At 53.3% G+C, this 20,551-nt stretch carries 19 protein-coding genes; 10 read left to right on the top strand and 9 right to left on the bottom strand.

The features are described from left to right. Window positions 1–29 precede the first annotated feature (29 nt). A complete protein-coding gene (locus LGT44_RS07080) occupies window positions 30–794 on the bottom strand; it encodes an EAL domain-containing protein (RefSeq protein WP_230331145.1) in 765 nt (254 codons plus the stop codon). Between the two features lie 129 nt (window positions 795–923). On the opposite strand from LGT44_RS07080, the gene tilS reads away from it, so the two are divergent. The 3 genes from tilS (at window position 924) to LGT44_RS07065 (ending at window position 3,815) form a co-directional block, all read left to right on the top strand. Further along, complete coding sequence (gene tilS / locus LGT44_RS07075) at window positions 924–2,294, top strand: tRNA lysidine(34) synthetase TilS (protein WP_230331146.1); 1,371 nt, start codon at window positions 924–926, stop codon at window positions 2,292–2,294. 201 nt (window positions 2,295–2,495) lie between these two features. Beyond that, window positions 2,496–2,936 carry a hypothetical protein gene (locus tag LGT44_RS07070; protein WP_225691567.1) on the top strand — a complete coding sequence of 147 codons (441 nt, stop codon included), beginning with the start codon at window positions 2,496–2,498 and terminating at the stop codon, window positions 2,934–2,936. 144 nt (window positions 2,937–3,080) lie between these two features. Then, window positions 3,081–3,815 carry a glutathione S-transferase family protein gene (locus LGT44_RS07065; protein ID WP_145469222.1) on the top strand — a complete coding sequence of 245 codons (735 nt, stop codon included), beginning with the start codon at window positions 3,081–3,083 and terminating at the stop codon, window positions 3,813–3,815. 75 nt (window positions 3,816–3,890) lie between these two features. Here LGT44_RS07065 and nhaD read toward each other — a convergent pair whose 3' ends face one another. The 6 genes from nhaD to LGT44_RS07035 form a co-directional block, all read right to left on the bottom strand. Continuing rightward, on the bottom strand, window positions 3,891–5,144 hold the full coding sequence (nhaD, locus tag LGT44_RS07060; RefSeq protein WP_225691568.1) for a sodium:proton antiporter NhaD: 1,254 nt from the start codon (window positions 5,142–5,144) through the stop codon (window positions 3,891–3,893). Between the two features lie 249 nt (window positions 5,145–5,393). After that, window positions 5,394–6,041 (bottom strand): cyclic nucleotide-binding domain-containing protein, encoded by a 648-nt coding sequence (locus tag LGT44_RS07055; protein ID WP_145469224.1) that lies wholly within the window; start codon window positions 6,039–6,041, stop codon window positions 5,394–5,396. Between the two features lie 111 nt (window positions 6,042–6,152). Beyond that, window positions 6,153–6,932, bottom strand: coding sequence for a type I methionyl aminopeptidase (gene map, locus LGT44_RS07050; RefSeq protein WP_230331147.1), 780 nt, complete (start codon window positions 6,930–6,932; stop codon window positions 6,153–6,155). After that, window positions 6,922–7,134 carry a ParD-like family protein gene (locus tag LGT44_RS07045; RefSeq protein WP_145469226.1) on the bottom strand — a complete coding sequence of 71 codons (213 nt, stop codon included), beginning with the start codon at window positions 7,132–7,134 and terminating at the stop codon, window positions 6,922–6,924. Before LGT44_RS07045 ends, map begins: the two co-directional genes overlap by 11 nt. Window positions 7,135–7,309: 175 nt before the next feature. Further along, window positions 7,310–8,596, bottom strand: a complete 1,287-nt coding sequence (locus LGT44_RS07040; protein WP_145469227.1) for an HlyC/CorC family transporter — start codon at window positions 8,594–8,596, stop codon at window positions 7,310–7,312. Between the two features lie 97 nt (window positions 8,597–8,693). After that, window positions 8,694–9,491, bottom strand: coding sequence for a cytochrome C assembly family protein (locus tag LGT44_RS07035; protein ID WP_145469228.1), 798 nt, complete (start codon window positions 9,489–9,491; stop codon window positions 8,694–8,696). Window positions 9,492–9,662: 171 nt separating this feature from the next. Here LGT44_RS07035 and ffh point away from each other — a divergent pair, with 171 nt between their 5' ends. From ffh to LGT44_RS07015, 4 genes are all read left to right on the top strand, one after another. Next, window positions 9,663–11,087, top strand: coding sequence for a signal recognition particle protein (gene ffh, locus LGT44_RS07030; RefSeq protein WP_230331148.1), 1,425 nt, complete (start codon window positions 9,663–9,665; stop codon window positions 11,085–11,087). A 946-nt stretch (window positions 11,088–12,033) separates the two neighbouring features. Beyond that, window positions 12,034–13,293 carry a hypothetical protein gene (locus LGT44_RS07025; protein WP_230333545.1) on the top strand — a complete coding sequence of 420 codons (1,260 nt, stop codon included), beginning with the start codon at window positions 12,034–12,036 and terminating at the stop codon, window positions 13,291–13,293. A gap of 339 nt (window positions 13,294–13,632) precedes the next feature. Further along, window positions 13,633–14,940, top strand: a complete 1,308-nt coding sequence (locus LGT44_RS07020) for a Na+/H+ antiporter NhaC family protein (protein WP_230333556.1) — start codon at window positions 13,633–13,635, stop codon at window positions 14,938–14,940. A 25-nt stretch (window positions 14,941–14,965) separates the two neighbouring features. Continuing rightward, a complete protein-coding gene (locus tag LGT44_RS07015) occupies window positions 14,966–15,895 on the top strand; it encodes a bestrophin family protein (protein ID WP_230333543.1) in 930 nt (309 codons plus the stop codon). Between the two features lie 727 nt (window positions 15,896–16,622). On the opposite strand, the gene LGT44_RS07010 is transcribed toward LGT44_RS07015, so the two are convergent. Continuing rightward, entirely contained in the window at window positions 16,623–18,218 is a 1,596-nt protein-coding gene (locus LGT44_RS07010; RefSeq protein ID WP_230330814.1) for an ABC-F family ATPase, read from the bottom strand. Between the two features lie 180 nt (window positions 18,219–18,398). Here LGT44_RS07010 and LGT44_RS07005 point away from each other — a divergent pair, with 180 nt between their 5' ends. From LGT44_RS07005 to def, 3 genes are all read left to right on the top strand, one after another. Then, window positions 18,399–18,953 carry a DUF924 family protein gene (locus LGT44_RS07005; RefSeq protein ID WP_230330813.1) on the top strand — a complete coding sequence of 185 codons (555 nt, stop codon included), beginning with the start codon at window positions 18,399–18,401 and terminating at the stop codon, window positions 18,951–18,953. A 145-nt stretch (window positions 18,954–19,098) separates the two neighbouring features. Further along, window positions 19,099–19,563, top strand: a complete 465-nt coding sequence (locus LGT44_RS07000; RefSeq protein WP_456243404.1) for a GNAT family N-acetyltransferase — start codon at window positions 19,099–19,101, stop codon at window positions 19,561–19,563. Window positions 19,564–19,581: 18 nt separating this feature from the next. Then, window positions 19,582–20,091, top strand: a complete 510-nt coding sequence (gene def / locus LGT44_RS06995; RefSeq protein WP_230330811.1) for a peptide deformylase — start codon at window positions 19,582–19,584, stop codon at window positions 20,089–20,091. Window positions 20,092–20,154: 63 nt separating this feature from the next. On the opposite strand, the gene LGT44_RS06990 is transcribed toward def, so the two are convergent. Beyond that, the gene (locus tag LGT44_RS06990; protein ID WP_230330810.1) at window positions 20,155–20,535 is read right to left on the bottom strand and encodes a carboxymuconolactone decarboxylase family protein; all 381 of its coding nucleotides are present in this window, start codon (window positions 20,533–20,535) and stop codon (window positions 20,155–20,157) included. Window positions 20,536–20,551 lie beyond the last annotated feature (16 nt).

The following is a 20,551-nucleotide window of genomic DNA, read 5'->3' as shown; positions in this document are numbered from 1 at the left end:
TGTTGCCCCGATAACCAATATGCGGCTGGTTAAACGGGAAAACTGACTTCGGGCAGGGTTTCAAAGCCGGGTCTGGCAAACAGGTAGCCCTGCATCAGTTCAATACCGGCATCCCGCAGCCAGTCATATTCTTCAGCGGTTTCAATTCCTTCTGCTAATGCGGTGATATTCAGTTCGCTGAACATCGCCAGACAGTTACGTACGATCGTCTGTCGTGCGCTGCTCCGGTGAATATTACGGATTAATTCCATATCCAGTTTTATGATATCGGTCTGAAAGTCTGCCAGCAGATTCAGCCCGGAATAACCGGAGCCAAAGTCATCTGTCGCGGTTTTGAAACCCAGATCATGGTAATACTCAACAATGCGTTTTATATGACCGTTGTCTGAGATTTTTTCGACTTCGGTGAATTCGAACATGATTTTATCGGTGGGAAAGCCATATTTCCGGGCGGCTTCCAGAGTGGTGCGGATACAGCGTTCGGGCTGATAAATCGCATTGGGTAAAAAATTGATGCTCAGCATGGAATCAATACCCAGCCTGGCCGCCAGTGCGATGGCCTTGATGCGGCAGAACTGATCAAAGGTATAACGGTTATCGTCATTAACGCGGGAAATGACTGAGTACGCTGATTCATTATTCAGCCCGCGCACCAGCGCCTCATAACCAAAAATGCGCTGTGTCGTACAATTCACAATGGGCTGAAAAGCCATGGTGAAATCAAAACCCAGATTGGCGGCATCAGCGCATTGATTGCAAAGTAATCGTTCACAATCGGCGTTTTTATCTGCCATTACTCTTTCCTGTGTTCGGCATCATCCGCTAAGCCTAGTCAGTGGATGACATTGCCGCAATGCATAACCCGCTGGTCTTGGCTGCGCAGGCTGCCTACAATCCCTGCTTTATTCTTCTGAAACAGCGCTATGTCCGAAGCTTTGCTGAATCCCCTGAATCAGGCACTGGCATCATTGTCCGCAAGTCAGGGACGACTGCTGGTTGGCTACAGTGGCGGGCTGGATTCCACCGTGTTGCTGCATCTGCTGGCACAGAACGCTGCGCTTAAAGACCGTTTGCTGGCGCTGCACGTACACCATGGTTTATCGGCTAATGCTGATGCCTGGGCAGCTCACTGTGGGCAGCAGTGCGCGCAATTACAGGTTCCTTTTGTCTGCGAGCGGGTGGTAGTCAGTAACCATGGCGCCGGTATTGAGCAGGCGGCCCGGGAGGCCCGTTATCAGGCCTTCGCCCGCCACTGTCAGCCTGGCGATACGCTGCTGCTGGCTCATCATGCTGATGATCAGGCAGAAACCTTTTTTATGCGTTTACTGCGCGGCAGTGGCCTGACCGGTCTGGCGGCAATGGCTGCCGTGCGTGAGCTGCAGCCGGGGTCTGGCATCTGGCTGTTAAGGCCTTTATTAAACATCCACCGCGCTCAGCTGGAAGGCTACGCCAAAGCACAGCAGCTGAGCTGGGTTGACGATGAATCCAACGGTGATGAGAGGTTTGAACGCAACTGGTGGCGACAAACGCTGCTGCCGCAGATATTTGCCCGTTTGCCGGGAAAAGACGCCGCACTGCAGCGCTCTATTGCGCAGCTGCAACAGGATCAGCAGTTGTTAGAGGAATTATTGCAGCCAGCAGTAGAGGCTTGCCTGCGTTCCTGCCACTGGCCTTTTGCCGCAGGGTTTTCCTGTTCGGTTACGGCTTTACTGTCCGCCCCGGCGCATCACCGGCCTTATCTGTTGCGCGGCTGGCTGACACGCTGTGGTCTGAATGGCGGTATGCCGGGCGCTGAATTTCTGCAACGAATCGAACAGGAGGTGATTGCCGCCGCTCCCGACCGTCAGCCGCGACTGCAGCTCGGAGATTTAACCATCCGCCGTTATCAGCAGCAGTTGTATCTGGTGGCTGAAATACCACCGTTCAGTGCTGATCCCCGTGACGTGGTTATTGCGGACGACTGCCACATTCCATGGTACGGAGGTGCGCTTGTCACTGCACCTGCGGCAGAGAGCAGGCATGACGTGCTTGTGCAGCCTGGGAACTACCACTTAGTGCCGGCAGGGACCTGTCAGGGCATGACGCTGAAAATAGCCGGCAGGCCACGTAAAACACTGAAACATCTCTGGCAGGAGGCCGGCGTTCCTCCCTGGTTGCGGGAATGCTGGCCAGCCCTGCTGCGCGATGGAGAACTTTGTGCTCTGGCCGGGCTGTATGTAGCTGAATCGGCACAGCCGCCTGCTGAGCGACGTGAGGAAGAGGGCAGGTTTCTGCGCTGGCAGGGAATCTTTTAAGCTTTGAAGGATCTTAAAAGGTCAGCTGTGCGCTTTGCAAATGGCTTATCCGGCGCTGTTCTTCAGCGTTATTAGAGGCTATTTTGCGCACCAGCCGAGCGTTATCCGGAATCGCCTGTGGTTTACTGACGCTCAGCCTGTTGTGTGTGCTTGCTTTTGGGCGGTTTTGAAATTTATCTGCGGGAGCAGCTTTTAGTCTTTATGCGTTATCCGATCGTATTTGCAACACTGGCCGCCACGTTGGTACTGGTCACTCTGAATGAAACTGACAACCGTATTCTGCGTGGAAGCAGAACCCCGGCACAATTGTTTAATCAGGGGGACGCTTCCGTTCAGGTCGAAGTAAATACTCCGCAGGCACCGGCAGAGAAGGCCGTCGTTTCTGACGGTTATGACAACAACATGGGTGAAAAAACAAAAGAACCTGTGCGGCTTAATCTCAAATTGCCGGATATGGAATGGGATGATTACAGTTATGGTAACAGTGATGCTTTTCCGAATGTATTTGGCAAGCAACCAAGCGAATCTGCCGTGCACTGGTCCGGTCGTCTGCATCTGGATGAGTCGGAAGAGGCAAAAGCCAAACCGCTGAATGAAACCATCCTCGGCGCAGAACTGGAACTGCAGCTTAAGCTGCCCTGACAGCGCTGCCGTGTTTTGTCTGCTTCCCTTCCTGAATCATTATAGTCATAAAACAGTTCTTCAGTACCAAAAATAGCCGGCTGCTTTTTTAAAGTCGTAAGGCCTGTTAAAGTCCGCCCATAAAAAATATAAAGAGGTTTTGTGATGCGTATTACGCTGTATCAATTCCCGATTTCTCACTACTGCGAAAAAATCCGCTGGGCACTGGACTATAAAGGTATCCGCTATAAAACGGTTAATCTTGTCCCGGGCCGTCATATTGCGTTGATGCAAAAACTCAGTGGCCAGACGTCGGTGCCTGTGTTGAAACACGGCAGACAGGTTGTGCATGGTTCATCAGCGATTCTGGATTATCTTGATCAGGTTTTCCCGCAAAAACCACTGCTGCCAAAAAATCCGGAACTGCGTGCTCAGGTACTGGAGTGGGAGCGTCGTCTGGATGCCGAAGCCGGGCCGGATGTCCGTCTCTGGAGTTACCATCATTTATTGCAACAACCAGCTCAGGTCATTCCTTTGCTGGGGGCACGTAAACCGTTCTTTTATCGTTGGTTATTGCGTTCAATTTTTCCTAAGCTGGAAAACGGAATGCGTCGCTGGATGAAAATCACACCGGATAATGCCGCTAAAGCGCAGCTGCGTATGGAAAGTGTATTAACCGATTTACGCCTGGCCTACAGCCAGTCGCATTTTCTGGTTGGCGAACATTTCACCCGTGCCGATCTTACGGCCTGTGCGTTATTTGCACCGCTATTTCAGCCGTTTCAGTATCCGGTGCCCTGGCCGGGGGTGGAGTATGCACCAGCGACGATGCGTGAATGGATTGAGCAACATCAGGATATTATTGAGCCGCTGCGGCTGCGTTATGCTCAATATCGCTGATGTCTGACAGTAAACCGATTAAATAAAAAATGCCCGGAAAGACCGGGCATTTTTTATACAGTCTGTAATGGCTGTTTAAAGTACATAGTGGCCAAGCAGCAGCACACTGCTATAGCCGACGCTGTAGGCGATAATCAGAGCAATAAAAAACTTCAGGTAGCTGCCAAAAGTCAGCTCATCAATTTTGCTCATGGCCACAATGCCAGCGGCAGAACCGATAATCAGCAACGAACCGCCTACGCCGACGGCATAGGTCAGTGCCATCCATTCCTGCAGCGTCATCGTTACATCGGCTTTCAGCAGAGCGGCCGTCAGCGGAACGTTATCAATCACGGCAGACAGCAGTCCCATCAGATAATTGGCGGCCCAGGCTGGCATATGCTGGTACAGCGCCACAAAGCTGTCGAGCGCATGGATTTCTTTCAGTGAGCCGACAATCAACAGGATACCGAGGAAGAACAGCAAAGTGTCGAACTCGATCTGGCGGATATAGTTAAGGATCGGATGGTTTTCAGTATCTTCGCCGTAAGCCCGGGCTACCAGAAACATTACCGACAGCCCAGTCAGGAAGCTCAGTACAGGCGGAATATCAAACATGACATTGCCGGCAATCGTGGCAAGAATAGTCAGAATAAAAATAGCGGCGATGGCCAGATCGACCCGCGCCAGATCGTTTTCTTTATGCTGAATAATGGCATGATCACGCAGCGACCAGGACAGCATGGCGGCGAGTAGCAGTACTGCGGTCAGGGCTGGCAGTGATAACAGCAGTAAATTGGTAATGCTGACTTTACCGGCGAGGAAAATCATCAGCGTGGTAACGTCACCGGTGATCATGGCAACACCACCAGAGTTCACTGCAAACACCACCACGGTGGCAAAGCGCAGGGTTTTAGCGGCGGATAAATTCAGCGATAGAATCAATGCAACAGAAATTAACGTCGCCGTAATGTTGTCGGCCAGCGACGAAAATACAAAGCTGAACAGACCAGCCATAATCAGCAGTTTGCGTTCGGATACCTGCCTGGGCAGGAAACGATAAATCAGACTTTCAATCAGCCCTTTTTTGTTGAGGTAGGCAACAAAGGTCATAGCGGCCAGCAGGAACAGCCAGAGGCTGGCAATTTCTCCGATATTTTCCTGCAATCCTTCCTGGACCAGCTCATGGGTGTGGGTGTCTGAGGAAAACGCAAACAGCAGAACCCAGGACAGTGCACCTAAAAACAGTACAACCTGAGCTTTGTTTACGTGGATAACTTCTTCAAGTACAACGGCGAGCAGACCAAGAAAGGCCAGTGCGATCAGCAGGTAGGGCAAAAAATCGGGCATCAGGTAACCTCGTTGTCGCCCGGACGGAGTGTCCGGAAGGGAAAGACATGGGTCATAAAGCGCAGGCATTGTAGGACTGTAAAAGAACGCTGCAAAGTGCTTTTTTACCGCAGGATTAAGACCTTAGCCGGGCATTGCCGGTGGTGTCCGGTATGGCGTGGCTGCAGACTCTGGTGCAGCCACGGATCAGACTGTTGCGGGCAGGAAATCTGTGCAGTACCAGAAATTAATGAGTACCACCGCTGAGTATCAGTACTCCTTCCATTCTCCGCCGTCATTCATTGCATCATTCCATTCGCACAGCAGTTCGGACAGGGCATGCGCCTGGTGATGCAGGGCGTGCAATTCTTCCAGGGTGTTTTTTTCGCCGGTATAGAGGGGCAGTGTGCGTACTTTGCCAACCAGCGGGTGATCGGGCAGCTGCATTTTATTGCGCTCCAGATTCCAGCGGATATTGTTGGTCAGCATGCGGAAGAAACTGATTTTGGTGCGCAGCGTAAACAGGGTGAAATCATCAAGGTCGCTGAAGTGCTGGTAGTCAATACCGGCCAGTAAGGCAGTACGGCCATTCACTTTAATGGAGGCTGAACGTTTGAAGTTCAGCACCATGGCCATCACGCCGAACATTTCGCCGGCGTTGATTTCGTTGATCACTTCACCGCTGTCATCATCGGCTAACACTGCAAGCTGACCCTTCAGCAAAAAATACAGCACGTTGGCGTCATCGCCGTGGTGCAGGATGATTTCGTCCTGATCGGCGGTCACAAACTGAGTCACGCTCATCAGTAATTCAAACTGAGTCGGGTCGCTGTGAATCAGGTCCTTGAAGAAGGTGACGCCATTGACAATACGTTGCAGGGTGTCAATGGGATACTCTTCGCGGGTGATACGACGCATGTTTGCTCCAAAAACTGGCAAGGATGTCAGTGGCGCAATATAGCATGCCCGCCGGGTGAATAAAGGGCAAAACCATGGGTTGGCATGATCAGGGTCAGTTCGCAGCGATGGTTAAATCGCTGCGGTTTTTTCTTCATCGCGCAGAGTAAGTACTTCATAACCTGTCGCCGTAACAGCGATGGTGTGTTCCCACTGAGCCGACAGTTTTTTGTCGCGGGTAATGACCGTCCAGCCGTCTTTCATATGTTTTAAACGGTGATCGCCCTGATTGATCATGGGTTCGATGGTGAAGGTCATACCTTCTTCCAGCTTCACGCCACTGCCGGCTTTACCGTAGTGCAGTACCTGCGGTTCTTCGTGCATTTCGCGGCCAATACCGTGGCCGGTATATTCGCGTACTACGCTGAAGCCTGCGCGTTCGGCAACCTGTTGAATGGCCTGGCCTATATCGCCGAGACGGGCGCCGGGGCGTACCTGACGAATGCCGGCCCACATCGCCTGATAGGTGGTATCGACCAGACGCCGGGCCTGTGGGTTAATCTGGCCGACGCAGTACATTTTGCTGGAATCGGCAATAAAACCGTTTTTTTCCAGGGTGATATCGAGATTGACAATATCACCGTTGCGCAGCAGCTGGCTGGCTTTGGGCATGCCGTGGCAAACCACATGATTCACCGATGGATTCAGCACATAGGGAAAATCGTACTGCCCCTTGCTGGCCGGTCGCGCCTGCAGATCGTTGACGATAAAGTCTTCGACCCGGTTGTTGATATCCATGGTGCTGATACCGGCTTTGACGTAGTCATCAAGCATGGCAAACACCTGCGCCAGCAAGCGTCCTGATTCACGCATCAGTGCCAGCTCTTCCGCGGTTTTGATTTTAACCAGCATGTTGCAGTAACTCCTTCAGTGGCAGTTCTTTACTGCTCAGCAGTTTGCGTGTCAGCTGTGGGTAAGTGAGGTCAGGATAGAATTCGGCCAGCATGCCGATTTTGATCCAGAATTCGGCCTGGGCATTAATGGAGCGCGACATAGAAGCGCTGGCGTCACGGATCTCTTCGTGCAGATCGTCAGAAATTTTAACAATACCCATCAGCAGGCTCCCGGTTGAATTACACGAAGTATATACGTTTCGTATATTTCGGGCAGCAATGAACATACTGCTTTTTTGCAACAGAGTGTTTGCACTGTGTGCAGGAGTATCCGGAAGGGGGAATAACTGAAGTACGAAACAGGCTGACGTGCAGTCGTCAGCCTGCTGGTAAGCCTTAATCCGGCAGCTTGATCTTGCGGTCGGTGGTCATTTTGGCGGCGCGGATGGTGTTGTCTTTGATCTGCAGAATTTCTACGCGGTAATAACCAATGCGCAGGCAGACCGGCGCATCGGGAATATGCTCGAGAATTTCGACAATCAGGCCGCTGATGGTTTTCGGGCCATCGGTCGGCAGATCCCATTTCAGCGCTTTATTCACATCGCGCACATAGGCAGCACCATCGACGATATAGCTGCCGTCTTCCTGCGGATGTACGTCCGGCGAGGCGGCGGAGACCACGTCGGTGGTAAATTCACCGACAATCTCCTCAAGAATATCTTCCAGTGTACAGATACCCTGCACGTCACCATATTCATCCACCACCAGAGCAATACGGCGTTTGTTTTTCTGGAAGTTAAACAGCTGGGTATGCAGCGGTGTACTCTCCGGAATGAAGTAAGGTTCGCGGCAGATTTTTTCCAGATCTTCTTTGAGGAATTCGCCGGAGGTTAAAAAGCGGCTGATATTACGGGTGTGCAGGATGCCAACCACATTGTTGATATCACCACGAAACACCGGCAAACGGGTGTGCTGGGTGGTGCGCAGCTGTTGCAGCACGGTGTCGAGGTCATCGTTGAGATCGATGCCCACCAGTTCGGTACGCGGCACCATGATGTCGTTTACCGTCATCTTCTCCAGATCAAGAATACTGATCAGCATATGCTGGTGACGCTTGGGAATCATCGAGCCGGCTTCGCGCACGATGGTGCGCAACTCTTCGGTACTGAGGTTATCCGGCGTGGTGTTGTTGACATCCACCCGAACCAGACGCAGCAGGGCGTTGGCAATGGTGTTTACAAACCAGACAAAAGGCTGTAGCAGCCACTGAATCGCCAGCAATGCGCGCGAGGCAGGAAAGGCAATTTTTTCCGGCGCGATGGCGGCGAGGGTTTTTGGCGTCAGCTCGGCAAAGATCAGCACCACCAGAGTAAACAGAATGGTGTTAACAAAGACGGCGAGATCGGGGTTATCCGGCCACAGGCGCTGGCTGATGATGGTTGCCAGAGCGGCGGCGGCAAAGTTGACCAGGTTATTACCGGTAAGGATGGTACCAATCAGACGATCGGGCTTTTCCAGCAGTTTGGTGGCACGCAATGCCCCCTTATGCTTACTTTTGGCCAGATGGCGTAACCGGTAACGGTTAAGCGACATCATGCCGGTTTCGGAACTTGAGAAAAATCCAGATAAGATGATTAACAGAACCAGTATGCCGAAGAGCACACTTAAGGGAACGTCACTCAAGACGGGATCCTTTTAACATTAAGATCCCGCCATCATAGGGGCGGATGTTGGGCTGTCAACTGCGCCAGCAGGCTTGCTGGCGCAGAAAGCGGCTGAATCAGCGCTGCAACACCATTTCCAGCACAAACTTGGTGCCGAAATACGACAGCACCAGAAAGCCTGTACCTATCAGGGTCCAGCGGCTGGCAATCACGCCACGCCAGCCAAAACGGTAGCGGCCAACCAGTAAAATAGCGAACACGATCCAGCCGAGGCTGGCGAACACCACTTTATGCAGCAGATGCTGGGCTTTCAGATCGAACACATAAGGCCAGCCGATGGCAAAAGCGGCGGTCAGCAGGATCATGCCCAGCCAGACCATTTCAAACAGCAGTAAATCCATGGTTTGCAGTGGCGGCAGCGCCTGTACCAGTCCCCGTGTCTGGCGTTTTTTCAAAGCCAGATCCTGCAGATACAACAACACCGACTGCACCGCGGCGATGGTAAAGACGGAATAGGCCAGTATCGACAGCAGAATATGCCAGGCCAGGCCATAACTCAGATGCTCAAGTGGCATCTGCTGACCGGAAACCGCCGCCAGCAGCAGAATCACGGCGGCCATTGGCAGCAGGCCGATAAACAGGTTGTCGACCGGTTTCTTCCAGCCGGAGAACAGCAGCAGCAGGGTGATGACCCAGCAGATCAGTGAGCCGACTTCGAACATGGCGAAGTTAATGTGTTCGCGTCCCAGCATATCCATGCCTATATAGCCCAGATGCAGCAGGGCAGCGATCATGGTGCTCATCAGCACCGGCATGCGGTTGGCGGTTTTCTGTCCGCTGACGGTCTGCCACTGGCGCCATGCGGCAAACAGATAAAACCCGGCGGCGGGCAGCGCCAATACTAATCCTGACATGAAAAATCCTCTTCAGAGGGCGGCAGTTTCGCACATGCCGCAAACGGGTAAAAGAGTACTGTGTCACCGTATCCGGCAGAATCCGTCTGTGCCGGCAGGTACGGAGTTTGGGGCCTGCGCTTTGCCGGGGTATACTGCCGGCTGTTTTGTATCTGGGTACGAGTCATCGCGATGTTTGAGAGCCTTACCGACCGCCTGGGGAATGCCCTTAAAAGCATTACCGGCCAGGCCAAGCTGACGGAAGAAAATATTAAAAGCACCGTACGCGAAGTGCGTATGGCGCTGCTGGAAGCCGACGTGGCGTTGCCGGTGGTAAAAGCCTTTACCGAACAGGTAAAAGAGCGCGCCATCGGCACCGAGGTGCTTAAGAGCCTGAATCCGGGCCAGGTGTTCCTGAAAATTGTTCATGACGAATTACAGAAGGTCATGGGCGATGCCAACGAAAAGCTGAATTTGTCGGTTCAGCCGCCAGCAATCGTGCTGATGGCGGGTCTGCAGGGTGCCGGTAAAACCACCACCGTGGGCAAGCTGGCCAAATTTTTGGCTGAGCGCGAAAAGAAAAAGGTGATGGTGGTTTCTGCCGACGTTTACCGTCCGGCAGCGATCAAACAGCTGGAAACCCTGGCCAACGATGTCGGTGCCTTGTTCCATCCGTCGTCACCGGATCAGAAACCGCTGGATATTGCCCGCGGTGCTATCGATGCCGCCAAGCGTGCCCATGCCGATGTGCTGCTGGTGGATACCGCTGGTCGTCTCGCCGTTGACGAAGAAATGATGGCCGAAATCAAGGCGCTGCACGCCGGTATTAATCCGGTGGAGACCCTGTTCGTGGTTGACGCCATGACCGGTCAGGATGCTGCCAATACCGCCAAAGCCTTTAACGAAGCGCTGCCGTTAACCGGTGTGATTCTGACCAAGGCTGACGGTGATGCCCGTGGTGGTGCTGCGCTGTCGGTGCGTCATATTACCGGTAAGCCGATCAAGTTTATGGGTATGGGCGAGAAAACCGATGCGCTGGAGCCTTTCCATCCGGATCGTGTCGCCTCCCGTATTCTCGACCTGGGTGACATCCTCACTTTGGTGGAAGAAGCCGAACGTACCATCGATAAACAGAAAGCCGAAAAACTGGCGAAAAAGATCAAAACCGGTAAAGGCTTTGATTTGGAAGATTTCCTCGACCAGATTCAGCAGATGAAAAACATGGGCGGCCTGACCTCCATGCTCGATAAATTACCGGGCATGGGCAATATGGGGCAGATGGCCAAGCAGACCGATGCGGCAGAAAAGTCCTTCAAACAAATGGAATCCATTATCTATTCCATGACCCGTGAAGAGCGCCGTTTTCCGGACAAAATCAACGGCTCGCGTAAAAAGCGTATTGCCGCCGGTTCCGGCACCCAGATTCAGGATGTTAACCGCGTACTGAAACAGCATTCACAGATGCAGAAAATGATGAAAAAAGTGACCGCCAAAGGCGGCATGCGCAAAATGATGCGTGCCATGGGCGGTATGGGTGGACCAGGCGGCCCGATGGGTGGCGGTGGTCCGATGGGTGGCGGTGGTCCGTTCGGTGGTGGTATGCCGCCGATGCGTTGAGTGCCGGTAAGGTGCTGACAGGCTCGCTACTACGCTCTGCGTAGTGTGCCTGCCGCCTGAGAGGATATAAGACGGCTGCTTCGGCAGCCGTTTTTGTTGGTGTTGAAAGGCGTTGTGTTCAGAGTTGTAGCCGCTGCGCGGGCTGGCTTTTTGGCTGCCGCCCGGCCCTATGACCTCTTTGAGGGGTCTTACCCCTCACGCCGGTCGGGCGCTTACTCCTGACCGCCATGGATGGCGGAAATGCAGATTGTGCAGGAGCACACAATCGGCCTGCTTCGCGCTGTGCAGGACTTAATCCGCTCTGAATAATTCTGCGATCTCGGTAACGCGAATAATGGGCCATCCATGGCCCTATTCGCTCGCCCGGTATCCATGCCGGGGCGTACCGGCGCAGTATTATTCAAACCGGCGTTCTGCAGGCGCATACATTCAGCCGCAACGCCGGATATAAACCAAACACCGAATTGTAGGAGCGGGCCATGCCCGCGATAGCGCTCGATTGAGCAGGTGCATGAATTCAGCCGCAACGCCGGATATAAAACAAACGCCGAATTGTGGGAGCGGATTTTATCCGCGACGGAATCAGCCGCACATTCACTCTGATATGTAGGGTGGGCACTGCCCACCAAATGGCCTGTAAAGAAAGCCGCTGCTCAGCAATGAGTGGCGGCTTTGTTGCAGGTATCAGCGATTCGTCCACGAAGCCCCGTATATAAAGAATCGGTCGAACGATATACCGTATATTTTCGTGCTATACGCAAATCAGGCTCGCTGATCATTCGTGCTTGCTCATATTGCCAGAGGCTAGTAATGGGTGGTATCGATCTGGGGAGAGTTGCAGTGCTATCCAGTGCATCAATCTTCTGTTTAACATGTATTGTTGGCGTAACCTAGAGCCCGTAAAGTGGTATTGACGGAACAAACAATGAGGAAGTAAGGGCTACTTATGAAAAACCTGCCTATAAACAAAATAGTTGTGTTCGTGTGTGTGGCGGCATTAGCTGCATGCGGTGGAGGGTCTGGTGGCGGCTCAGATGATGGTGACTCGCGTACGCCAACGGTACTGACTGGTGTTTTCCTGGATAGTCCTGTGGCTGGCATGACCTACAACACAGAGACTCAAACTGGCACCACCAATGCGGACGGTGAGTTTCGCTTCGTTGAGGGTGAAACCATCACGTTTAGCATTGGCCAAGTACAACTCCCTTCCGGTCCGGCGAGTAAAACGGTAACGCCAATCGATTTAGCAGCAGATGCAGCAACGCCCGAGCAGAAAGAGAATGAAGTAACAAACATGCTTCGTTTACTGCAAACCCTGGATGCAGACGGTAATCCAGAAAACGGCATTACCATTTCAGCAGACGCTACGGCTGCGGCTACTCAAGCGGTGGATTTTTCTGTGCCAACAGACGATTTTGCACAAAATGATGCGGTCGTGGCGTTGGTCACCGACGGTGGTCAGGCTGTTCCCGTTACAGGGCTGGTTTCGGTAGAGGCCGCGACCGAACATTTTGAAGATCAGTTGAGTAATGACCTGGCAGGCGCCTGGTTGCTCGATAACCCCGGCGATAACACGGATTATAACGTCGTATGGTATATGGAGGACGGTCGCTATTATGTCGGTCATACCAAAAATAATGAGCCAGTCAATCCCGAAGCTGCAGAAGCAGAGCAGATTATCAATCCCGTTTCTGGTGAATACGGAACCTACACCTGGAACCTGGCAGCAGGCAGTATAACGGTTACAACCATCGACGATAGCGATGGTGAAGGGGGAATAACGGGCGAAGCACCTAAAGTTAAAGAAGTCCCTGTGGAACTAAATGATAGCAGTATTCCAACTGATGAAGGTGGTGTATTAGAAATTTCTAAAGTTAGGTCAGCGACCTCAGGCATCGTGGGCGGGTGGCTGCATGAGCCATCGGATGATCCAACTGACTATAACGTCCTCGTGTTTACAGCAGATGGTCGCTATTTTAATGGCCATACCAAGCAATCCGGCTCTATTGTTGCCTCAGGTGAATATGGTACCTACAGCTGGAATGCATCAACGGGTGCATTCCAAGCGACGCTTATTAATGAAAGTGATGATGATGGCGGCATAACACAGGGGAACAATTCTATTACAGGCACGTTAACCATTTCGGCGGACGGTTTGACACTTTTTGACTCCGGTGAAGAACTGGCTAAGAGAGTGGGCAAATAGATACCGTATTAAATTGCGAAATCAATGATTGTGTTGATTTCGCAGCTAAAGCCGAATACAGCCTTCTGCATCTATTCACGCAACGGGGTCTGGCCAGTCGCGACCGTGGCGCTTACTGGTGACTCTGCAGGGCGTCTGAGCGCTGCTTATTTGCTCAGGCATCCGGAGCGAATCCGGTCAGTTATGCCCTCATAATTATTTGTTCTTAGGGATAGCGGGTGCTTCCTTTACAATGCCCGGCTTTCATCTGCTGGCAGGACTGCTCCCGTGAGTCTTAACACTTCTTCTGAATCTGGCGCTGTGGCGTCTTCTTCATCGGCCACTTCTTCAGCGGCTGCTGTGGCCCCATCCGCGCTGGCTTTGTTGCCGATTGGTTTGTTTCTGGCGCTGTTTATCGGTGGCGGTCTTTATTATCAGCAGGCCGGGGTGGACTTTGCCTTTTATCAGGTGCCGGCCCCGGTGGCGATTCTGCCGGCCATTCTGCTGGCTCTGTTGCTGGCCCGTGGCACGCTGAATCAGCGCGTCGATGCCCTGATTCGCGGCTGTGCCGATAACACCCTGATTACCATGGTGCTTATTTTCCTGCTGGCCGGTGGTTTTGCCAGTGTGGCCAAGGCCATCGGTGGCGTGGATGCGACGGTGAACTTTGGGCTCAGCCTGATTCCGGCGCCGCTGGTGTTGCCCGGTCTGTTTGTGATGACTGCTTTTATCGCGACCTCCATGGGTACTTCCATGGGCACCATTGCAGCCATTGCCCCCATTGCGGTGGGCATCAGCGAGGCCACGGAATTATCGACGGTACTGACCATCGGTACGGTGATGGGCGGTGCGATGTTTGGCGATAACCTGTCGATTATTTCCGATACCACCATTGCCGCAACCCGCACCCAGGGTTGTGAAATGCGCGATAAATTCCGCATGAATTTCAAGATTGCCTTACCGGCGGCGATCATCACCCTGTTATGGCTGGCTTATCAGGGCGCGGCCAGCGAGGCGCAGCAGGTGAGGGGTTATGACCTCTGGCTGGTGCTGCCTTATATCGCCGTGCTGGGGTTAGCGCTCAGCGGTCTGAATGTTTTACTGGTGCTGTTCGCCGGTATTGTTCTGGCCGGTGTGATCGGCCTGGTCCGGGTAGAGGATTATCATCTGGCGAACTGGGCGAAGGATATTTACGCCGGTTACGGCAGCATGCAGGAAATTATGATTCTGTCGATTTTTATCGGTGGCCTGGCGGCACTGATGAAAGCCGGTGGCGGCCTTGCCTGGATCGGTGCTTTTATTGATCGCCTGAGCCGTAAAGGCAGTGCTCCGAAAGATCACCGCCGCGCCGGTGAATTCAGTATTATCTCGTCGGTGGCGCTGGCCAACCTCTGTACCGCCAACAATACAGTAGCCATTATTATTTCCGGCAGCCTGGCGAAAGATATTGCCGAGCGCTACGGCGTAGACCCCAAGCGCAGCGCCAGTCTGATGGATATTGCCTCTTGTGTGGTGCAGGGCATTATTCCTTACGGTGCGCAGATGCTGCTGGCCGCCTCGCTGGCGGGGCTATCACCGCTGCAGCTGGTCAGTGCGGTTACCTATTGCTGGGCGCTGGGCGCTGTTGCTTTGATCTCGGTTGTTATTGGTAAACCCGCAGGACGTTAAGTCCTGCCTTTAAAAAGGCTGTTTTATGATTGTCCGTCCACGTCCCAATGCCATTGCGCTGCTGTTTGTGATTCGTGGTTCGGTTGTGCCGCGCATTTTTCCGCACCTGCTGGCGGTCGGATTATTTGCCGCCGCGGTCAGTGCGCTGCATGAACTGCGCTGGCTGAGTGTTCCTGAGTTTTCTCTTGCGCCATTTACTCTGCTCGGTGTGGCGCTGTCGATTTTTCTCGGTTTCCGTAATAACGCCTCTTATGAGCGCTGGTGGGAAGCGCGCAAGCAGTGGGGCGCGATGGTGTACGAAATCCGCAGTCTGGCACGCTCCAGCGAAACCCTGCTGGATCTGCAGGCCGAACATTCGGCGGCCGGACAATTGCGCCACGATTTACTGCACTGGTGTGCTGCACATTGCCATGCGCTGCGCGGCTCATTGCGTAAGCAGGACAGCCGCAAAGAGCTGAAACCCTGGTTAAGTAATGAGGATATCGAACGCGTATTCAGCCACCAGAATCCGGCGGAATATTGCCTGCGCCGCGCCGGGCGGATTATTGGTGAACTGTACCGCCAGCAGCATATCGATGCGGTGGGTCTGCGGATTCTGGACGAGCATTTAACCCGCTTAGCTGCGGTGCAGGCCGCCAGTGAGCGCATTGCCACCACGCCGCTGCCGTTTGCCTACACGCTGCTGACCCACCGTACCGCTTACCTGTACTGTTATTTACTGCCCTTTGGTCTGGTGCCATCACTGGGATGGTATGCGGCGCTGTTTACCGTCATCGTGGCCTACACCTTCTTTGGTCTGGATGTGCTGTCCGAAGAAATGGAAGAGCCTTTTGGCTGCGCCGCCAACGACCTGCCGCTGGATGCCCTGTGCCGGATTAACGAGATATCCATTGCTGAGTCGCTGGGTGAAACCCCGCCGCCATTGCTGCAGCCGGTTAAGCATGTGTTGCAGTAATTAGGGTTGATGGCCGTATTACTGCTCAATTAAATAACCAGCCAGCGCTGACTGCATGTGAACAGCCTTTGCGGGGCAAGCCCCTGCGCCCCAATCCGGGGAACTTCTCCCCGGGCCCCTGCTTTGCGCTTTCTGGCCCGTGATCCTTGAAACCTTGATCTTTACTGGCCGCGCGCCTCATCGGCCATCCCTGGCCGGAGCCGCTTGTCCGCATCCCTGCGGACAGACCAGACATATCAGCGGTTTCTGCGGCGGGCCCAGAGGCGCGGTTTATCCCAGTCGCAACGTCGTTTTTATCGAACAATAATGTCCGTTCTGAAAAGCCGCTTGGAGGAATAATCAATGCGCCTGCAGGACGCCGGAATGAAGAGCACTGAGCCGGTACGTCTCTGCATGGATGCAGAGCGAGCGGATAGGGCCATGGATGGCCCATTATCCGCGTTGCCGTGACCGAGTTGGTCTGGATGGAGGAAAAAGGCCTGCAAAGCGCGAAGCTGGGGTCGGCCGCCGGCAAGGGGATAAGTTCCCCTGGGAGGCATTGGGCGTTTCAAAATGATTTAAAACGTTAATTGAACAGCATTACGCTGATGGCTGTACCTTATTGAAGGCTGTCGGGAATAACTGCGTCTGGCGAGAGTATTCAGGAAAGACCAGAGCGGTTATTTCCTGAATGTCTGATGACGCTGCATCAGAACTGATGCAGCGTATCGCGTGGTAAAACCGGCGCTTATTCCACGCCCTGAGACTTCAGGTACTCATCATAAGTACCGTGGAAGTCGACGATCTCATGATCGCGGATTTCGATAATGCGGGTCGCCAGCGAGGATACGAACTCACGGTCGTGAGACACGAAAATCAGCGTACCTTCGAACATTTCCAGCGCCGCGTTCAGCGATTCGATGGATTCCATATCCATGTGGTTGGTCGGTTCGTCCATGATCAGCACGTTGTGGTTGTGCATCATCAGCTTACCGAACAGCAGACGGCCTTTTTCACCACCGGAACAGACTTTCACTGACTTCTTGATATCGTCCTGGTTAAACAGCAGACGACCCAGAGTTGCACGTACCGCCTGATCATCGTGCTCGGTGGTCTTCCAGCGTTCCATCCAGGCAAACAGATCCATGTTTTCGGCGAATTCGTATTCGTGATCCTGCGCGTAGTAACCCAGGTTCGCGTTTTCCGCCCACTTAATGGTGCCGGACTTCGGTGTCAGGTCGTTCACCAGACACTTGAGGAAGGTGGTTTTACCCGCGCCGTTAGCACCGATAACCGCAATCTTCTCGCCGGCTTCAACCATCAGGTTGGTGTTTTTGAACAGCAGCTCATCGCCTTCATAACCGTGGCTCAGGCCTTCCACTTCCAGCGCCAGACGGTGCAGTTTCTTTTCCTGAGTAAAGCGGATAAACGGGTTCTGACGGGTAGACGGTTTGATATCGTCCAGCTTGATCTTGTCCATCTGCTTGGCGCGGCTGGTGGCCTGCTTGGCTTTGGAGGCGTTGGCCGAGAAGCGCGATACGAACTGCTGCAGTTCAGCAATCTGCGCTTTCTTCTTGGCGTTTTCTGATTGCATACGTTCGCGCGCGGCGGTGGAGGCAATCATAAAGTCATCGTAGTTACCCGGATAAATGCGGATATCGCCGTAGTCGATGTCGGCCATATGGGTACAGACGGAGTTCAGGAAGTGACGGTCGTGCGAGATGATGATGATGGTGCACTTCATGTCATTGAGGATACCTTCCAGCCAGCGGATGGTGTTGATATCCAGGTTGTTGGTCGGTTCGTCGAGCAGCAGGATGTCCGGGTTAGAGAACAGCGCCTGCGCCAGCAATACACGCAGCTTCCAGCCCGGAGCCACTTCGCTCATCGGACCTTCATGCAGTTCGGTTGCGATACCGGCGCCCAGCAGCAGCTCACCGGCACGGGATTCGGCGGTGTAGCCACCCATCTCAGCGAACTCACCTTCCAGCTCGGCGGCACGCATATAGTCGTCTTCGGTCGCTTCCAGGTTGGCGTAAATCGCATCACGCTCTTCCTTAACGGCCCACAGCTCTTTGTTACCCATCATCACGGTGTCGATAACGCGATACTGTTCAAAGGCGAACTGATCCTGGCTCAGCTTGCCCAGACGCTCGTTCGGCGTAATGCTGACATTACCGGCGGTCGGCTCCAGAGAACCGTCCAGAATTTTCATAAAGGTGGATTTACCGCAGCCGTTGGCGCCGATCAGGCCATAGCGATTACCGTCACCAAACTTGACGGAGATGTTTTCAAACAGAGGCTTGGCACCAAACTGCATGGTGATATTAGCGGTGGAGATCACGGGTCAATCCTGATAGAAGAAGGGTTTTACGAAAGGGCGCGACTATACGTGTTTTTCGTGCAAAAAACGAGCATCTGAGGCGTTTTTGCGCCGCATTGGGATGATTTCACCGTCTGGTTTGAGGCTGGGTGAAAGCCAGGGGAGAGTCCGCCAGCCGCCCGGACATTCAGGAGAAAAATCATGGATACAGACAATATCAATGAACAGACCGTACTGGACTTCTGGTTCAGCGAACTGAGCCCCAAACAGTGGTGGGTGAAAGACCCGCAGCTGGACCGGGAGATTGAGCGCCGCTTTGGCGCAGTGCATGCCGCGGCCTGTGCCGCTGAACTGTATCACTGGCGTGTCAGTGCGCGCGGACGGCTGGCTGAAATCATTGTGCTCGACCAGTTTTCACGCAATATCTACCGCGACAGCGGGCGTGCCTTTGCCGCTGATCCGTTAGCACTGGTGCTGGCACAGGAAGCGGTGGCGGCAGACGCTGATGCGGGTCTGGCGGTGAGCGAATGCCTGTTTCTGTATATGCCTTATATGCACAGCGAATCGCTGCTGATTCACGATGAAGCGCTGCGTCTGTTTGCCCGTCCGGGGCTGGAAGATAACCTTAACTTTGAACACCGCCACCGCGATATTATTGCGCGCTTTGGCCGCTATCCGCACCGCAATGCCTTGCTGGGGCGTGAATCAACGGCAGAAGAGCTGGAATTTCTACAGCAGCCGGGATCGTCGTTTTAGGATTTGTTCAGGCTACAGGTACAGGGAATCATTATGTTTACGCTTGATATTAATGAGTCAGTCAGCCTGGCTCTGGTTCAGCCGTCGTTCGCCGGCCGCTATCTGGCGATTGTTGAGGCTGAGCGCGACTATCTTTCGGAGTGGCTTGCTTTCAGAGTGGCTTGCCTGGCCGCCCCACGCCGATTCGGAAGAATTTTTCCTGCGCTTTATCCGTGGCGCTCTGCATGATTATGCCGATGGTAAATCGATGACGTGCGCGGTGTTGTATCAGGGCGTTGTGGTGGGCAATGTCAGCTACAACAGTATTTGCCGAAACCTTGGTAAAGCAGAAATAGGCTACTGGCTGAGCAAGGAATATCAGGGGCGGGGGATTATGACAACGGCGGTCGACTATCTTATTGATGATGCTTTTAATCGGCTGAAGCTGCATAAGGTGCAGATATCGGCTGCCGCAGAGAATGAACCGAGCCGTGCATTATGTGAACGTCTGCATATGACCCTTGAAGGCATTATCCGCAACAGTGAAAACCTTAATGGCCGGGTAGTGGATCATGCCGTCTACGGGATACAATCCGCGCAATGGCTGGCCTTAACGGCCGCTGAAACCTGACAGGAACCCCTATTTTTTATGGCTGTTTTAACCGTATTACAAGCACCTGACCCACGCCTGCGGGAAGTTGCCCGTCCGGTAACCGATATCCGCAGCGTACAGACGCTGATCGACGATATGTTCGACACCCTGTACGCCACTGACGATGGCATTGGCCTGGCCGCGACTCAGGTGGGGCGCCGTGAAGCCTTGCTGGTGATTGATCTTTCTGAAGAACGTAATGAGCCGCTGGTGCTGATTAATCCGGAAATTATCCGCGGCGAACATAAAGAAGCCGGTCAGGAAGGTTGTTTATCGGTGCCCGGCTATTATGCCGATGTTGAGCGTTTTACCTCGGTAACGGTGTCGGCGCTGGATCGTGATGGTAAGGCCATCACGATTGAAAGCGATGATTTTCTGGCGGTTGTCATACAGCACGAAATGGATCATTTAAAAGGCAAATTATTTATTGATTATCTGTCGCCGGTTAAACAACAGATGGCGTTGAAAAAGGTGAAAAAACAGCAGCGGGAAAGTGTTCGCAGTTGATTGATTGGATTCGCCGTCAGCAGGACGCTGACGGCGGTTTATTTTCCTAAGCGGGGCTCTAAACTACAGCAGGCCACGTTCCTGCAGTACTTCTTTAAATGCAAACATGGCATTCAGTGCCGCCGGAAAGCCGGCATAAACCGACATCTGTAAAATCACTTCTTTGATTTCATCGGCGCTGCAACCAACATTCAGTGCGGCCTGTAAGTGCACCTTCAGTTGCGGCTGGCAGTTACCGAGCGCCGTGAGCGCGGCAACGGTGGCTATTTCGCGCGATTTAAGATCCAGCCCCGGACGGGAGTAGATATCTGCAAAAGGGTATTCGATGGTGTAGCGCGCCAGATCCGGACAAATATCCTGCAGGCTGTCGATCACCTTATGCCCGGCTTCACCATCAATTTCGCTGAGTTTTTTCAGTCCCTGTTCAAAGCGTACGCTGGTCATATTTCTGCTTCCTATG

This window comes from Thalassolituus alkanivorans, from assembly GCF_020447205.1.
Taxonomy (GTDB): Bacteria; Pseudomonadota; Gammaproteobacteria; order Pseudomonadales; family Oceanobacteraceae; genus Venatoribacter; species Venatoribacter alkanivorans.
Note: the sequence above shows the minus strand (reverse complement) of the source record. Positions and strands in the feature narration are given on the sequence as shown.

What these genes read in the sequence shown, in the direction of transcription:
- LGT44_RS07035 (WP_145469228.1), bottom strand. Translation starts at nt 9,491, where the DNA reads ATGTCAGGATTAGTATTGGCGCTGCCCGCCGCCGGGTTTTATCTGTTT.
- ffh (WP_230331148.1), top strand. Translation starts at nt 9,663, where the DNA reads ATGTTTGAGAGCCTTACCGACCGCCTGGGGAATGCCCTTAAAAGCATT.
- tilS (WP_230331146.1), top strand. Translation starts at nt 924, where the DNA reads ATGTCCGAAGCTTTGCTGAATCCCCTGAATCAGGCACTGGCATCATTG.
- LGT44_RS07055 (WP_145469224.1), bottom strand. Translation starts at nt 6,041, where the DNA reads ATGCGTCGTATCACCCGCGAAGAGTATCCCATTGACACCCTGCAACGT.
- LGT44_RS07065 (WP_145469222.1), top strand. Translation starts at nt 3,081, where the DNA reads ATGCGTATTACGCTGTATCAATTCCCGATTTCTCACTACTGCGAAAAA.
- LGT44_RS07005 (WP_230330813.1), top strand. Translation starts at nt 18,399, where the DNA reads ATGGATACAGACAATATCAATGAACAGACCGTACTGGACTTCTGGTTC.
- LGT44_RS06990 (WP_230330810.1), bottom strand. Translation starts at nt 20,535, where the DNA reads ATGACCAGCGTACGCTTTGAACAGGGACTGAAAAAACTCAGCGAAATT.
- LGT44_RS07025 (WP_230333545.1), top strand. Translation starts at nt 12,034, where the DNA reads ATGAAAAACCTGCCTATAAACAAAATAGTTGTGTTCGTGTGTGTGGCG.
- LGT44_RS07080 (WP_230331145.1), bottom strand. Translation starts at nt 794, where the DNA reads ATGGCAGATAAAAACGCCGATTGTGAACGATTACTTTGCAATCAATGC.
- LGT44_RS07070 (WP_225691567.1), top strand. Translation starts at nt 2,496, where the DNA reads ATGCGTTATCCGATCGTATTTGCAACACTGGCCGCCACGTTGGTACTG.
- LGT44_RS07045 (WP_145469226.1), bottom strand. Translation starts at nt 7,134, where the DNA reads ATGGGTATTGTTAAAATTTCTGACGATCTGCACGAAGAGATCCGTGAC.
- nhaD (WP_225691568.1), bottom strand. Translation starts at nt 5,144, where the DNA reads ATGCCCGATTTTTTGCCCTACCTGCTGATCGCACTGGCCTTTCTTGGT.
- def (WP_230330811.1), top strand. Translation starts at nt 19,582, where the DNA reads ATGGCTGTTTTAACCGTATTACAAGCACCTGACCCACGCCTGCGGGAA.
- LGT44_RS07015 (WP_230333543.1), top strand. Translation starts at nt 14,966, where the DNA reads ATGATTGTCCGTCCACGTCCCAATGCCATTGCGCTGCTGTTTGTGATT.
- map (WP_230331147.1), bottom strand. Translation starts at nt 6,932, where the DNA reads ATGCTGGTTAAAATCAAAACCGCGGAAGAGCTGGCACTGATGCGTGAA.